The sequence below is a fragment of the Effusibacillus pohliae DSM 22757 genome (assembly GCF_000376225.1).
GTDB classification, from domain to species: Bacteria; Bacillota; Bacilli; order Tumebacillales; family Effusibacillaceae; genus Effusibacillus; species Effusibacillus pohliae.
The window spans coordinates 39,103-53,261 of sequence record NZ_AQXL01000119.1 but is presented as its reverse complement, the minus strand read 5'-3'; the positions used below and the strand labels follow the sequence as shown (position 1 = coordinate 53,261).

Genomic DNA, 14,159 nt, shown 5'->3' with positions numbered 1-14,159 from the left:
GCGGCGACCGCCGTGGTGCCGGTGATCCTGTTGTGCACCGGACAGTTGGTCGCGACATACGATATCCTAGTTGAGTTGCGGAGGGATGCGTATGTGGAGGGTCGGTGACCGGGTTGCCCGTAAATCATATGGCAAAGACGTTTTTTTTATTATCATCGATGTCGATCCCGCGACGCGGATTGCCACGTTAAAGGGCATGGAAGTACGGCTTTTGGCAGACGCTCCGTTCGAAGATCTGGAGCGGGTGGCGGATGCGGAATGGCAGTCCTACATGCTGCAGCACTCGCGCCAGGAGGCGGACAGCCTGCGCTTGATCCGGATGCGGCGGCTGGTGGACAAGGAGAAGCAGATGCTTCGCTCCGGGATCAAATTGCAGGAGGGCAAGGAGTTTTACGAACGTCCGGGGCGGATTCTCCATCTTGATGGAGACGGCTCTTATCTGAATAAATGTATGCTGTTTTACGAGGAATTGGGGCTGCAGGCGAACGGCCATCACGTCAGTGAATCGCGGATGGCCGAGGTGTTGCCCCATTTTCTTGAAGCGTACCATCCTGACATTCTGGTGATCACCGGCCATGACGGACTGATTCGGAAAGGTCAGGATGACATGAACCTCTACAATTACCGGAATTCGGAAAATTTTATCAAGGCGGTGCAAGTGGCCCGCAAGTATGAACGAAGTCTCGATGAACTGGTGATCTTTGCCGGGGCTTGCCAGTCTCACTATGAAGCGATTTTGGACGCCGGTGCCAATTTTGCCTCGTCTCCGAAGCGGATCCTGATACACGCCTTGGACCCGGTGCTGGTTGCCGAAAAAATCGCCTATACCCCGATCAATCAAACCATTAACATTTATGACATCGTCCAATCGACGATTACCGGCACGGAAGGGCTGGGAGGGCTCGAGTCAAGGGGGAAATTCCGGCTGGGACTGCCGCGAAGTTCGCGCTGATAGGGAAAATGAAATACAGTGGAAAATTGGGAAAATTGGAACTTTGGGTGTTGGACGGGTGAAAAAAATCGAATCAGGCGACAAAAGCCCCATTGACAAGGATTTGAAAGCGTTGCTATAATATTTGACTTGATTTGACATAACCTATTTCCGGTGATATACTTGTCATGGAAAGAGGTGGTGTCGAATGGCAACGAAAAACCCTCTCAGCGAGATTAAACGGAATCTCGACGGATTTATCGGAGAGAGAATCTTGCTTCGGGCCAACGGAGGGCGTCGCAAGACGATCGAACGGATGGGTGTGCTTGAGGAAACGTATCCGTCCGTTTTCGTTGTGAAGCTCGAGAACAACGGCAACTCTTTTAAACGCGTGTCTTACAGCTATGCGGATATCCTTACGGAAACCGTCGAACTGACGGTCTGCAGAGATAATGAACACATCCGGGTTACTTACGTACAGGGATAATATCGATAGGAGTATGGGGAAATGCTTCCGGCAGCGGAAGCATTTTTCTTTTGCCATTGTTTCATACTACTGGTGTACGCCACAGCCAAGGAGGCGATGACGATGGCTCGACGCCGCGGGATCATGTCGGACGAGTTGAAAGTGGAATTGGCCAAGGAACTCGGCTTTTATGACACTGTTCAACAGGAAGGCTGGAAGTATATCCGGGCCGTGGACGCGGGGAACATGGTCAAGCGCGCGATTGAGATTGCGGAAGAGGCGATGGCCAAACAAAATCGCTAACCGACTCCTGAAAGGCGTACCCGGACCAGGGCATGCGCCCTGGTTTTCCATCTGCATGAATATCCGGAATTTCCTTGGGTGAAGCTGAATTTTATGATTCTGTTTGAAGGAGGCGCAAAACGGTGAGTCAAACCCCCGGTCCATTGGTGGTCATCGGCGGGGCGGAAGACAAGCAGGGGGAGTGCCGGATCCTGCGGGAGTTTGTCCGTTTGGCTGGAGGCGCTCACGCCCGCATTGTCGTGATGACCGTTGCGACGGAGTTCCCGTTGGAAGTCGGGGCTCAATACCTGGAAGCGTTTGACCGGATTGGTGTGGAGGATGTGCGAACATTTGACGTTTCCAACCGGGAAAATGCGAACGCCCCCAGTGCAGTGAAAGCGATCGAACAGGCGACCGGCGTTTTTTTCACTGGCGGCGATCAGGTTCGCATCACCAGTCTTTTGGGCGGTACGAAAATCGATACGCTGCTGCACAAACGGCACCAAGAAGGCATGGTATTGGCAGGAACCAGCGCGGGCGCTTCGATGATGTCCAACACGATGATCATCGAAGGCGTGCCTGAGACCAACCCGCGGATCGGCATCGTGGATATGGCGCCCGGCATGGAATTTATCTCGGGTGTGGTGATTGACCAGCATTTCGCCCAACGGGGGCGGCTCGGACGATTGTTGTCGGCCGTCGCACAATATCCCCATCATTTGGGAATCGGGATCGATGAGAATACCGCGTTTGTCCTGCAGGATGACGAATTTGTGGTGATTGGGGCCGGGGCGGTCACCGTGATCGATGCGGGCGCCCTTACATACTCGAATTTGCCCGGATTGCGAAAAAATGACGACCTAGCGTTGTGCGGCGTTACCCTGCACGTGCTGCCGGGCGGATACCGGTTCAACTTGCGGGATCGGGTGCCGGTGATCGATCAAAACTCTGACAAGGCAGACAGAACGAGGAGCTGACAGAATGAAAATCGGTGAGATTCGGACTTTGCCGGGTCCGAATATCTATAATCATAAACCTGTTCTCTTGATGAAGCTGTACCTGGAAGAGTTGACGGAAGTCGAAAGTTACCAGGTTCCCGGTTTTATCGAGCGATTGTTGAAATTCTTGCCTGGAGTTCGTGATCATCATTGCGCCAAGGGCCGTCCCGGCGGATTTGTCGAACGGTTGTACGGCGGTACCTACTTCGGGCACATTGTTGAGCATGTGGCGCTTGAATTGACAGAGCTGGCCGGGATCCCTGCCTACTACGGCAAAACGTTGTATGCGGGCGGACCGGGGATTTACGATGTGGTAGTGGAGTACAAGGCGGAACAAAGCACCCGCTTTCTGCTGCAAGCGGCGGTGGAACTGGTGGACGCCTTGATCAAAGGAAGACCGTTCCCGTTGGAAGAACGGATCGAACAGGCGAAACGCATCGCGGCGGAAACAGAGCTGGGCCCCAGCACGCGGGCGATCGTGGAGGCGGCGGAGCGGCGGGGGATTCCCTGGATACGGCTTAACCAGGGCAGTTTGGTGCAACTGGGCTACGGGAAGCACCGCAAGCTGATCCAGGCGACGATCGGTGACCAAACCCGTGCGATCGCCGTCGATATTGCAAGTGACAAAGGGTTGACGAAACTCCTCCTGGAAGAGGCATCCATTCCGGTACCGCGCGGAAAGATCGTTCGGACTCAGGAGGAAGCGGTCGCCTTTTTGCAGGAAGTCGGGGCGCCAGTGGTGGTGAAACCGCTAAATGGATGCCAAGGCAGAGGGGTATCCCTCAATCTCACCACCCCGGCGGAAGTGAAACAGGCGTACGAGATAGCCCGCGAGTATGCGACCGACGTGCTGGTGGAAGAGTTTTTTCGCGGCAGACATTATCGGGTGCTTGTGATCAACGGCCAGGTGGTGGCTGCAAGCGAACGGATTCCGGCGCATGTGGTGGGGGATGGGGCCCATACGATCGGGGAACTGATCGAACTGGCCAACCGGGACCCGCTTCGCGGGGACGGCCATGAAAAGCCCCTGACCCGGATTGAGATCGATCCGATCCTGGTGGCCTATGTCCGCAAATCCGGCCGCCGTTTGCAGGATGTTCCGGCGGAGGGGGAGGTGGTTTTTTTGCGGGAGAGCGCGAATCTTTCCACCGGCGGTACGGCGAAGGATGTGACCGGCAACGTGCATCCGGAAGTGGCGAGGTTGTGCAAGCGGACAGCGAGGGTGATCGGACTCGATATTTGCGGAATCGACCTGGTCCTGCCCAATATCGGCGAGCCGCTGAAAACCGGGGAAGGCGGCGTGATCGAAGTAAACGCGGCGCCCGGCATCCGCATGCACCTGTTCCCGAGCGAGGGGGAAGCGCGCGATGTCGGGGAGGCGATCGTCGAGATGCTGTACCCGGCCGGTTCGCCCGCGAGGATTCCGATCGTGTCGGTGACGGGCACGAACGGAAAAACGACCACCACCCGCATGATCGGGCACATTTTGGCCGCTACCGGCAAGAAGGTTGGGATGACGACCACAGACGGCATCTTTATCGCCGGGGAATGTATCGCGAAAGGGGATATGACAGGCCCGCGCTCGGCAAGAACGGTCTTGTCCGATCCTACTGTCGAGATCGCGGTGTTGGAGACGGCCCGCGGCGGCATCGTCCGGGCGGGGCTCGCTTACGATTGGTCGGACGTCTCGGTGATTACCAATATCCAACCGGATCATATCGGGCAGGACGGAATCGAACAGATCGAAGACCTGGTGCATATCAAGTCGTTGCTGGCGGAACGCGTGTGCGAAGGGGGCATCCTGGTGCTGAACGCAGATGACGAACATCTGGCCCGCTTGATGGAGATCCCTCGCGTCCGCAAAGTGAAAAAGCAGGTCGTCTATTTTTCGCTGTACGCGAACCATCCGCTGATCAAACGGCATCTTGCGGTGGGCGGCACGGCCTATTATGCCAAACAGGGCTGGATTGTGGAAGCGGTCGGACACAGCGAACGCGAAATTGTCAGAGCCGCCGATATCCCTGTCACCATGAGCGGAACAGCAGAGTTTCACGTGGCGAACGCGATGGCCGCGATCGCTGCCTGCAGAGGGTGCGGGATGTCGCGGGAAAGGATCGCGGCGGCGATCAAAAGTTTTCGCAGTGATTGGCACAATCCGGGACGGACGAATCTGTTCCGGGTGGGAGGCGGCTACGTGCTGGTCGACTACGGCCACAATCCCGATTCGTTCGAGGCGATCTGCCGGATGGCCGCCCGCTGGCACGGACGCAAGGTAACCGGCATCATCGGTGTACCGGGCGACCGCGACAATCGGATCGTGGAACAATCGGCCCGAGTCGCAGCAAGAGGATTCAGTCGGCTGATCATCAAGGAAGACCAGGATTTGCGGGGCCGCTTGCGGGGCGAAATCTCCGGTCTGATGGAGCGCGCGGCGAAGCAGGAAGTACCGGATCTGGACTGCGAGATCATATTGGATGAACGGGAAGCGTTGAGCAAGGCGCTGCAGCAGATGGAAAACGGGGAGATCGTGGTCGTTTTTTACGAAAAGCTGGAACCTGTACTGGAACTGCTGAAGCGAGCCGGGGCGGTGCCCGTCTCGACGATTGGCGGATTGGTGCAGCAGTTGAGCATTGCCAAGCTTTGACTGGGCAAGAACCATCCTTGCTTGTGGGAGGATGGTTCTTTGTTTATGATGGTGTAAGAATGTGGAGCAGGCGGTGGAGTTGTGATTCGGGAAAAAGCGAAGGCGAAGATCAATTTGACGCTTGACGTGCTGTATAAACGGCCGGATGGATATCACGAAGTGGAAATGGTGATGCAAACGGTCGACCTGGCAGATCATCTGGTGTTCGAAGCGCGGGAGGATGACCACATCACGCTGTCATGCGGGGTGTCCTACATCCCGTTGGACTGCCGCAACCTGGTCTATAAGGCGGCCGTTTTGTTGCGCGAGCGCTTTGGCATCCGCAAAGGGGTGCATATTGCGATCGACAAGCAGATCCCGGTGGCCGCCGGACTTGCCGGCGGTTCCAGCGATGCCGCCGCGACGCTGCGCGGCCTCAATCGGCTGTGGGAGCTGGGGCTTACGCCGGACGAGCTGGCACAATTGGGGGCGGAGATCGGCTCGGATGTGCCTTTTTGCGTGTATGGAGGAACGGCAATCGCGCGGGGGCGAGGCGAAATGATCGAACGGCTGCCGGCTGCCGGCCCGCTGTGGGTGGTGCTGGTCAAGCCGCCGATTGCTGTCTCAACTGCCGACGTGTACCGCAACCTGAAGGTTGACGAAATCGTCATCCATCCGGACGCCAACGGCATGGCGCAGGCTTTACGGACGGGGGACGTAGAGCGTATTGTGAGCCACCTCGGCAACGTGTTGGAACAGGTGACGTTCCGATTGCATCCGGAAGTGGCAAGGCTGAAACAGCAAATGGTCAAGTTCGGAGCGATGGGGGCCCTCATGTCCGGGTCCGGTCCCACCGTGTTCGGCATCACGGATCGGGAGAGCCGCGCGCAACGGGTGTATAACGCGCTGCGGGGGTTTTCCAAGGAGGTGTACCTGACGAGATTCTTATAGAAGAATTTGGGCAAAATGGGGTATGGGGAGTGATACCATGTTAGCTTGTGTTCTCGCCGGCGGTGAACAGACGGGCTTCACTCCGGAAGGAAAAGCGTTTGCCCGAATTCACGGAAAACAGATGATCGACTACGTGGTGGAGGCTCTCGCGGGCGCCTCGGGAATCGACAACATCATCATCGTGCAAGAGCAGGGGCGGTTGATTGACGGTGTTGCGACCGCTTTGAAGCAAAGCCCCGATCCGAGTGAATACCTGTTGATTGTCACCTGCGACGTCCCGTTTCTGACATCGCAGGCGGTGGAAGATTTTCTTGATCGATGCCGGTCGGATGCAGACTTGTATTACCCGATCGTGGACAAGCGGGTGCATGAACAGCGTTTTCCCGGTGTACGCCGGACGTTTGTAAAACTCAAGGACGGAACGTTTACGGGCGGCAACCTGTTTCTTGTGAAGCCGGCCAAACTGTTGCCTCTTTTGGAGCGGGTGGAAAGATTGCTGGAACTCCGCAAGAGTCCGCTGGCGCTGTCAGCCGAATTGGGGCTGCGGTTTGTGTTCAGCCTGTTATTTTCAAAATTGACCGGGATGCTGACGATCGAACGGCTGGAAAGCCGCGTGGCGGAACTGTTCCAGATCGATGCGCGGGCCGTTATCTCCCCCTATCCGGAAATCGCCAACGATATCGACCGCCCCGACGATCTGCGGTGGGCGCAGAAAATGCTGTCAGGGTAAGCGGCTGCGGCACCTGTTGCTGTTACGAAAATTGTGGTATTATTTGTGTTAAATGTTCGTGTTTTCTGGGGGTAAGCGGCTTGCGTAGAAGCGAACGTATCGTGCGATTGACACAAACCTTGCTGGAACAACCGTATCGCTTGCTGTCCCTGACCGAGATGGCGGAAAAATTGGGCTCCGCCAAATCGTCGTTATCGGAGGATCTGGCGATCATTCGGGACGTGTTGCTGAAGGAAGGCACCGGCTCGCTCGAAACGCAAGCAGGGGCGGCTGGCGGCGTCCGCTACATACCGGGCATCCCGTCGCGGCAGATGACCGATTTTGTGGCGGAGATGTGCAGGCTTTTGGCTGATCCGGACCGGATTTTGCCCGGCGGCTACCTGTATATCTCCGATATTTTGGGCAGGCCGGATGTGCTGGACAGGGCAGGCCGGATTTTTGCCCATGTATTCTCCGGGGCTGGCGCCGAGTACGTGCTGACGGTGGAAACAAAAGGAATTCCGCTGGCGGTGTCGACCGCTCGCTATCTGCACGTGCCAACCGTGGTTGTCAGGCGGGATCATCGGGTGACGGAGGGGTCGGCCGTCTCGATCAATTATGTGTCAGGTTCCCGGCGCATCCAAACGATGTCGTTGTCCCGACGTTCGCTGCCGGAGCATTCCAAGGTGTTGATCATCGATGATTTTATGAAAGCGGGCGGAACAGCGAAGGCCATGACCGACATGATGAAAGAGTTCAAGGCGGAGGTGGTCGGAGTCGGCGTGTTTATGTCCACTTCCGAGCCGGTGCCGAAACTGCTCGACGATTACGTGGCGCTCACCGTGTTGTCGCAAGTCGACGAATTGACCCGGGAAATTCACGTCGTACCGGGCAATTTTCAGCTCGCACGAAAGGAGAATTCGGATGGATAAGAAAATCATTTCCACCACTCAGGCGCCGGCGGCGATCGGTCCCTATTCGCAGGCGGTGCAAGTCGGCAACCTGCTGTTTACCTCCGGTCAAATCCCGCTGACCCCGGAAGGGGAACTGGTGACCGGCGATATCGAGGCGCAAACCCGCCAAGTGTTCAAAAATCTGGAGGCGGTGCTGCGCGAGGCGGGCTGTACGTTCCGGGATGTCGTGAAAGCGACCGTCTTTATCGCGGATATGAACGATTTTGCGAAAGTGAATGAGGTGTACGCCGAGTATTTCGGCGACAACCGCCCGGCTCGCTCGACCGTGCAAGTTGCCCGCTTGCCGAAGGATGTGGGCGTGGAAATCGAACTGATCGCCGTCCGCGCGTAAAAAATAGAATCGGCGACCTGCAAGCACAACCGTCCGCGGTTGTGCTTTTTGTCACTTAAAATCGATTTATGTCGGGAAAAATTTATTCGTCTATTTTTATTTTTTCGACAGGAAAAATCAATCGGTTATCGAATATATGAGGCAAGGGGCATAACATCGAGAAAGGGGTTGCCAGAGGGTGCAAATCACCGATGTACGACTGCGCAAAGTGAACACGGAAGGACGCATGAAAGCGATCGCTTCGATCACGATTGATCATGAGTTTGTGATTCATGACATTCGTGTGATTGACGGAAACAACGGACTGTTTGTGGCGATGCCAAGCAAGCGCACGCCGGACGGAGAGTTCCGGGACATCGCCCATCCGATTTCATCGGAAGCCCGGCAGAAAATCCAAATGGCGATCCTGGACGTGTATCACCGGGCGGAGGAAGTGCAGGAAGGGGCATAACAGGAAAAATCGGCCATTCCGGATCCCGCAGGAGTTTTCTTGCGGGATCATTTTTGTTCGGGTACAATGAGGGGTGGATTCTAGACGGAGAAGGACGGAGGAATCGTTTACAATGTCAATTACGGCCATTGTCCTGGCTGCAGGCCTTGGCACCCGCATGAAATCCCAAATGCACAAGGTTCTCCATCCGATATGCGGGAAACCGATGATTCGCCACCTGTTGGATGCCCAACAAGCGGCCGGCATCTCCCGCCGGATTGTGGTGATCGGGAGTTTCGGGGACCAGCTGCAAGCGGCGCTGCAAGGCGAAGTGGAATTTGTGTGGCAAGCGGAGCAATTGGGAACCGGACATGCGGTGATGCAGGCGGTTCCTTTGCTGGAGGGAGAGGACGGAATCACGCTGGTTTGCAACGGAGACACGCCGTTAATCACTGCCGGGAGCCTGACGCAACTGATCGCACTCCATCGGGACCAGCAAGCGGCCGCGACGGTGCTCACCGGCGTTGTGGACAACCCGTTCGGATATGGCCGCATCATTCGGGGCGAAGACGGTTCGGTCTTGCGGATCGTCGAGGAAAAAGACGCGTCTCCGAACGAAAAAGCGGTTCGTGAAATCAACTCGGGAACTTTCTGTTTTGATACCCGCTCGCTGGTCGAAGCGTTGAAATCGCTGACCAACGAGAATGCGCAAGGGGAATACTACCTGACGGATTGTCTGGACATCCTGCGGCGTCAAGGAAAACGGGTCGCCGCCTGCTGCGTTGAGGATGCGGACGAAATTCTGAATGTGAATGACCGGGCGCAGCTGGCGATGGTGGAAAACATCCTGCGCGAAAAAATCCGGCTGCAGCATATGAAAAACGGTGTCACACTGGTGGATCCGGCAACTGTCTACATCGATACGGACGTTGTAATCGGAGCCGATACGATCCTTCATCCCGGTACGATTTTGACGGGCAACACCACAATCGGCAGGGGGTGTGTGATCGGTCCGTATACGCAAATTCACAACAGCACGGTTGGGGATGAGAGCGTTGTCATGCAATCGGTGCTGCTCGATTCGACGTTTGGTACGCACGTCCAGATCGGGCCGTTCGCCTATGTCCGTCCCGGTTCGTCGGTGGCTGACAAAGTGAAAATCGGCGATTTTGTCGAAGTGAAAAATTCCAGAATCGGCGAAAGCAGTAAAATTCCCCACCTGTCCTACATCGGGGACGCGGATGTGGGAGCCGGAACGAATATCGGGTGCGGAACGATCACCGTCAATTACGATGGCGTTACCAAACACCGCACGGTTGTCGGCAACAACAGTTTTATCGGCTGCAACACCAACCTGGTGGCGCCGGTGATGGTTGGCAACGATGCGTACGTAGCGGCAGGCTCCACCATCACCGACGATGTGCCGGATGGAGCTTTGGCGATCGCACGGGAAAAACAGGTGGTCAAAGAGGGGTACAAGTCGAAATTAGAGGCCAAGTTGCGCGAGCGGGGCCCAAAAAAGTGAGGGGTTATTGGTGTATCGGGATAAAAAGCTGAAAGTGTTCACGTGCAACGCCAACCCGGAGTTGGCAAAAGAAATCGTGCAGCATCTGGGAATCGAACTGGGCGTTTCGCATGTGACCCGTTTTTCCGACGGCGAGGTTCGAATCAAACTGGAAGAAAGCGTGCGCGGCTGTGACGTGTTCGTCATCCAACCGACCTCCGCTCCCGCCAATGAGCATCTGATGGAGCTACTGATAATGGTCGATGCGCTGAAGCGGGCGTCGGCAGCCGGGATCAACGTGGTCATCCCGTATTACGGGTATGCCCGCCAAGACCGGAAAGCGCGGGCGCGCGATCCGATCACGGCCAAGCTGGTGGCGAATCTGGTCCAGACTGCCGGCGCCACCCGCGTGGTGACGATGGACCTGCATGCGGGGCAGATTCAGGGATTCTTTGACATCCCGGTCGATCACCTTTATGCAGAGCCGATTTTGGCTGACTATTTCAAGAGCAAAAATCTGCAGGACGTGGTCGTCGTGTCCCCCGACATGGGGGGCGTTACCCGGGCTCGCAGCATGGCGGAACGGCTCGGTGCTCCGATCGCGATCATAGACAAACGCCGCCCGGAACCGAACGTGGCCGAAGTGATGAACGTGATCGGGAACATTGAAGGAAAGACCGCGATTATGATCGATGACATCATCGATACGGCGGGAACGATTACGCACGGGGCGAAAGCGCTGATTGAACTCGGTGCGCGCGAAGTGTATGCGTGCTGCACACACCCTGTTTTTTCGGGTCCTGCCATCCGGCGCTTGAACGATTCTGTCATCAAGGAAGTCGTGGTGACCAACTCGATTCCGCTGGCCGACGAAAAGCGTTCAGCCAAAATCGTCGTCCGTTCCGTGGCGAAGTTGATCGCTGACGCGATCCTGCGAATCCACAACGAAGAATCGGTTTCCCTGCTGTTTGAATAGGTGCAAATCCACTCCGCGGTTGGATGTTCGCTTGGCACCGGGCATCCAGAAGTCTGTCGCGGTGCCGGGCGATTCGATCCGGCTGCGGAGTTATCTTGTTCTCTCCCCCTCCCCGAATCCTCACAGAATTCTCCGAAACGCGTTTGAACTCCCTGCAAAATGGATATCGCTATAGGGAATGGAACAAACTGAGACGAACGACGTTGGAGGGATTGGAGTGGAACAAGTTGCGATTCGAGGCAGAATTCGCACCAAACTGACGAAGGGGGAGCGAAACCGGATTCGCCGTGAGGGAGGGGTGCCGGCCGTGCTGTATGGCCGGAATGTCGAATCCACCCCGATTTCGATCGACGCCGACTCGTTCAAAACAATCGCCGCCCAGAACGGCCGTGGGCTGGTCGAATTGGACATTGAGGGAATCGGCCGGCACCACGCGATCATTCACCATATCGACCGCGATCCCTTGAATCGGCAGGTGCTGCACATCGATTTTCACGCAGTTTCTCTTGATGAGCCGGTTGACGTCGAAGTACCCGTATATCTAAATGGTCTGGAGGCAGTGGAGAAGCGGGGAGGGGTGATTCAGCAACAAATGCGGGAAGTGTTGGTGCGGGCGCTGCCGGTCGATGTGCCGGAGTATTTGGTGGAAGACATTTCGCACATGGACATCGGGAACAATTTGCGCGTGAAAGATCTGCAGGTTCCGGCAAAATGCGAGATCAAGTCCGACCCCGAGGAAGTCATTGTTTCCGTCATCGCAGCGAAAAATGCGCCGCCTGACACGGAAATCGAACCAAAGGAACCGGATTTGGTGCACGATACGGAAGGCGAGGGTGTGGGTGCGCACGAAGCACCTGGCGCCCACGACTGACACAGCGGAACCCCTTGATATCAGGTTTTGTTCGGGCTCGTTCATGCAACATCAGAAGCTTTTGACCCGCCTTTTTGGCGGGTATTTTTATTTTGGTGGAAATGCCGGGACTTTCTGCCTATGCAAAAATAATCCAAAAGTTTTATGGAATTTAAGGAAACCGGGCGTTTCGTACCTGTTTCCTAACGGTGCTTGCGATGTATTTTAGAGATAGGATTCGTTTCGACAGATTTCGTCAGTATTTGCGGAAGGAGGAATGAGAATGTCTCTGGATCCAAACGCTTTCGCATCTCTGGATTTGAATGCTCTTGCGCTAAAAGCCAAAACCTGTGAGGATGCGTTTCAGGAAACGTTGAAGCGCGTGGAACCGATGTGCCGCCGAATCGCTTATCGCTATGCGTGCTGGATGGCGGATCGGGACGAGATTTTTCAGTGGGCAAGGATTGAGGTCTGGAATGCAGTGAAGTCGTTTGAACCCGGCAAGATGTCATTCTTCTCTTATTGTAAACTGACAGTGGAGAATCACATCAAATCGCGGCTTCGCCGATTGTATGGACAAGCCAATGTGCCAAACCGGACGGCGATGCGGTTGGATGGTCCTACGGTAAACGAAGACGGCGTTGCCTGCGATACATCATATCTTGAGGGAGTTATCGAAAACCCCGGCAAGTCTACATATCAGATCCTGCTGCGCAAAGACTCCTTGCAAAACATTCGTACAATCCTGAAAAACGAAAACCTGACGCCGCTGGAGTACAATTGCCTGGTGCTGTTCTACTTTGAAGAATGCAGTCACCTGGAAATCCAGAATATTTTGGAACTTCCCAGTCGGAAAGCGGTCGATAACGCATTGACCCGCGTCCGTCGCAAGCTGGCGAAAAATCAACAACTGCAAGAGATTTTCGAAGTACTCAGCGCCCAGGCGGCGATGTGAGCAGCGATCTGAACAAACCTTCCGTAAGGGAGGTTTTTTTTCGCGCCAACGTTGCATCCTTCTGGCGGGAACGCTACTCTAGAAAAGGAGACCGACCAGCTAGGGGGATGGAGCGTGCGAATCGTAATCGGTTTGGGCAATCCTGGAAAAGAATATGAAGGTACCCGGCACAATGTGGGGTTTATGGTGATAGACGAGCTGGCGAACGCGCTCGGCATCGACGTGCGCAAAAGCAAGTGTCAGGCTCTGTACGGGGAAGGCACGTATCAGGGTGAGAAAATTGTGCTGGTCAAGCCGATGACCTATATGAACCTGAGCGGGCAAGCGGTGCGGCAGGTGTTGGATTGGTACAAGCCGGATGCAAGCGAATGGGTGGTGGTGTACGATGACATGGATCTTCCCTTGGGCAAAATCCGGCTGCGCGTCAAGGGAGGCGCGGGCGGGCACAATGGGATCAAGTCGATCATATCCTGTGTGGGAACGCAGGATTTTCTGCGGATCCGGGTCGGCATCGACCGTCCCGATCCGGGAGTCACCGTCGTCGATCATGTACTGTCCGCTTTTTGCAAAGAACAGCGCCCGCTGGTTGAACAGGCGATCCGGAACGCGGCGTCCGCTTTGCAAACCTACATCGAAGACAGCTTTCAAACGGCGATGAACCGTCACAATTCATGATGAATCGTTTACGTCCGACATTCGGCACCGGGTATCGCAGCTTCCCACCGCAGTGGAACAACGGGGTATGGTGAATCGCTTCCTCGTCCATACTAATGCAGAAGAAGATGGAGGAGGAATTTTTGTGCAATTCATCTATGTGTGCAGACATTGCCGATCGTATTTGGGCAGAGTCGATCACGGCCGGGTGGACGAAACGAGGCTCGGGTTCACTTCCTTGACGGCGGAAGAGCAGGCCGATATAATAACGTATAATTCGGATGAGGATGTTGCATACGTGAAAACGATTTGCGATTATTGCCAGGAAGCGATCGAAGCGCATCCGGAACTGGTGCTGCTGGAAAATCCGCTGCAATGAGAAGGCAAAGTCAAGAGCAGGAAGCCTAGGTCTTCGACCTTCAGGCTTTTTTGTACTTGTCAAAAATTGGAAACTAGCATCTATCAGTGACAAGCGGGAGATACCAGGCATTTTTCTGAGTGAGGCTTGGCAAATGCCAAGTTTTC

At 55.6% G+C, this 14,159-nt stretch carries 16 protein-coding genes; all 16 read left to right on the top strand.

The features are described 5' to 3' along the window. The first annotated feature begins 91 nt into the window (after positions 1 to 91). Positions 92 to 952: a sporulation peptidase YabG gene (gene yabG, locus C230_RS0109415; protein WP_018131787.1), complete on the top strand. Its 861-nt coding sequence runs from the start codon at positions 92 to 94 to the stop codon at positions 950 to 952. Positions 953 to 1,139: 187 nt separating this feature from the next. Next, complete coding sequence (gene veg, locus C230_RS0109410) at positions 1,140 to 1,418, top strand: biofilm formation stimulator Veg (RefSeq protein ID WP_018131786.1); 279 nt, start codon at positions 1,140 to 1,142, stop codon at positions 1,416 to 1,418. Positions 1,419 to 1,520: 102 nt separating this feature from the next. Beyond that, positions 1,521 to 1,700: a small, acid-soluble spore protein, alpha/beta type gene (locus C230_RS0109405; RefSeq protein ID WP_026174235.1), complete on the top strand. Its 180-nt coding sequence runs from the start codon at positions 1,521 to 1,523 to the stop codon at positions 1,698 to 1,700. A gap of 122 nt (positions 1,701 to 1,822) precedes the next feature. Beyond that, on the top strand, positions 1,823 to 2,656 hold the full coding sequence (locus C230_RS0109400) for a cyanophycinase (protein WP_018131784.1): 834 nt from the start codon (positions 1,823 to 1,825) through the stop codon (positions 2,654 to 2,656). A 4-nt stretch (positions 2,657 to 2,660) separates the two neighbouring features. Then, positions 2,661 to 5,321, top strand: coding sequence for a cyanophycin synthetase (gene cphA / locus C230_RS0109395; RefSeq protein WP_018131783.1), 2,661 nt, complete (start codon positions 2,661 to 2,663; stop codon positions 5,319 to 5,321). An 81-nt stretch (positions 5,322 to 5,402) separates the two neighbouring features. After that, entirely contained in the window at positions 5,403 to 6,251 is an 849-nt protein-coding gene (gene ispE, locus C230_RS0109390) for a 4-(cytidine 5'-diphospho)-2-C-methyl-D-erythritol kinase (RefSeq protein ID WP_018131782.1), read from the top strand. A 37-nt stretch (positions 6,252 to 6,288) separates the two neighbouring features. Next, positions 6,289 to 6,981 carry an NTP transferase domain-containing protein gene (locus tag C230_RS0109385; protein ID WP_018131781.1) on the top strand — a complete coding sequence of 231 codons (693 nt, stop codon included), beginning with the start codon at positions 6,289 to 6,291 and terminating at the stop codon, positions 6,979 to 6,981. 80 nt (positions 6,982 to 7,061) lie between these two features. Continuing rightward, the gene (gene purR / locus C230_RS0109380) at positions 7,062 to 7,892 is read left to right on the top strand and encodes a pur operon repressor (protein ID WP_018131780.1); all 831 of its coding nucleotides are present in this window, start codon (positions 7,062 to 7,064) and stop codon (positions 7,890 to 7,892) included. Beyond that, positions 7,885 to 8,265 (top strand): RidA family protein, encoded by a 381-nt coding sequence (locus C230_RS0109375; protein WP_018131779.1) that lies wholly within the window; start codon positions 7,885 to 7,887, stop codon positions 8,263 to 8,265. Before purR ends, C230_RS0109375 begins: the two co-directional genes overlap by 8 nt. A gap of 178 nt (positions 8,266 to 8,443) precedes the next feature. Next, positions 8,444 to 8,716, top strand: coding sequence for a septation regulator SpoVG (gene spoVG, locus C230_RS0109370; RefSeq protein ID WP_018131778.1), 273 nt, complete (start codon positions 8,444 to 8,446; stop codon positions 8,714 to 8,716). A gap of 112 nt (positions 8,717 to 8,828) precedes the next feature. Then, positions 8,829 to 10,220 carry a bifunctional UDP-N-acetylglucosamine diphosphorylase/glucosamine-1-phosphate N-acetyltransferase GlmU gene (glmU, locus tag C230_RS0109365; protein ID WP_018131777.1) on the top strand — a complete coding sequence of 464 codons (1,392 nt, stop codon included), beginning with the start codon at positions 8,829 to 8,831 and terminating at the stop codon, positions 10,218 to 10,220. Positions 10,221 to 10,230: 10 nt separating this feature from the next. Further along, a complete protein-coding gene (locus tag C230_RS0109360) occupies positions 10,231 to 11,175 on the top strand; it encodes a ribose-phosphate diphosphokinase (protein WP_018131776.1) in 945 nt (314 codons plus the stop codon). A 217-nt stretch (positions 11,176 to 11,392) separates the two neighbouring features. Further along, entirely contained in the window at positions 11,393 to 12,046 is a 654-nt protein-coding gene (locus C230_RS0109355) for a 50S ribosomal protein L25 (RefSeq protein WP_018131775.1), read from the top strand. Between the two features lie 262 nt (positions 12,047 to 12,308). After that, on the top strand, positions 12,309 to 12,980 hold the full coding sequence (locus C230_RS0109350) for a sigma-70 family RNA polymerase sigma factor (protein ID WP_018131774.1): 672 nt from the start codon (positions 12,309 to 12,311) through the stop codon (positions 12,978 to 12,980). 114 nt (positions 12,981 to 13,094) lie between these two features. After that, positions 13,095 to 13,655 (top strand): aminoacyl-tRNA hydrolase, encoded by a 561-nt coding sequence (gene pth, locus C230_RS0109345; RefSeq protein WP_018131773.1) that lies wholly within the window; start codon positions 13,095 to 13,097, stop codon positions 13,653 to 13,655. A 124-nt stretch (positions 13,656 to 13,779) separates the two neighbouring features. Next, positions 13,780 to 14,013, top strand: a complete 234-nt coding sequence (locus tag C230_RS0109340; RefSeq protein ID WP_018131772.1) for an anti-sigma-F factor Fin — start codon at positions 13,780 to 13,782, stop codon at positions 14,011 to 14,013. Positions 14,014 to 14,159 lie beyond the last annotated feature (146 nt).

Coding starts and splice junctions, on each gene's coding strand:
- C230_RS0109385 (WP_018131781.1), top strand. CDS start 6,289: ATGTTAGCTTGTGTTCTCGCCGGCGGTGAACAGACGGGCTTCACTCCG.
- C230_RS0109350 (WP_018131774.1), top strand. CDS start 12,309: ATGTCTCTGGATCCAAACGCTTTCGCATCTCTGGATTTGAATGCTCTT.
- yabG (WP_018131787.1), top strand. CDS start 92: ATGTGGAGGGTCGGTGACCGGGTTGCCCGTAAATCATATGGCAAAGAC.
- veg (WP_018131786.1), top strand. CDS start 1,140: ATGGCAACGAAAAACCCTCTCAGCGAGATTAAACGGAATCTCGACGGA.
- cphA (WP_018131783.1), top strand. CDS start 2,661: ATGAAAATCGGTGAGATTCGGACTTTGCCGGGTCCGAATATCTATAAT.
- glmU (WP_018131777.1), top strand. CDS start 8,829: ATGTCAATTACGGCCATTGTCCTGGCTGCAGGCCTTGGCACCCGCATG.
- C230_RS0109405 (WP_026174235.1), top strand. CDS start 1,521: ATGGCTCGACGCCGCGGGATCATGTCGGACGAGTTGAAAGTGGAATTG.
- C230_RS0109375 (WP_018131779.1), top strand. CDS start 7,885: ATGGATAAGAAAATCATTTCCACCACTCAGGCGCCGGCGGCGATCGGT.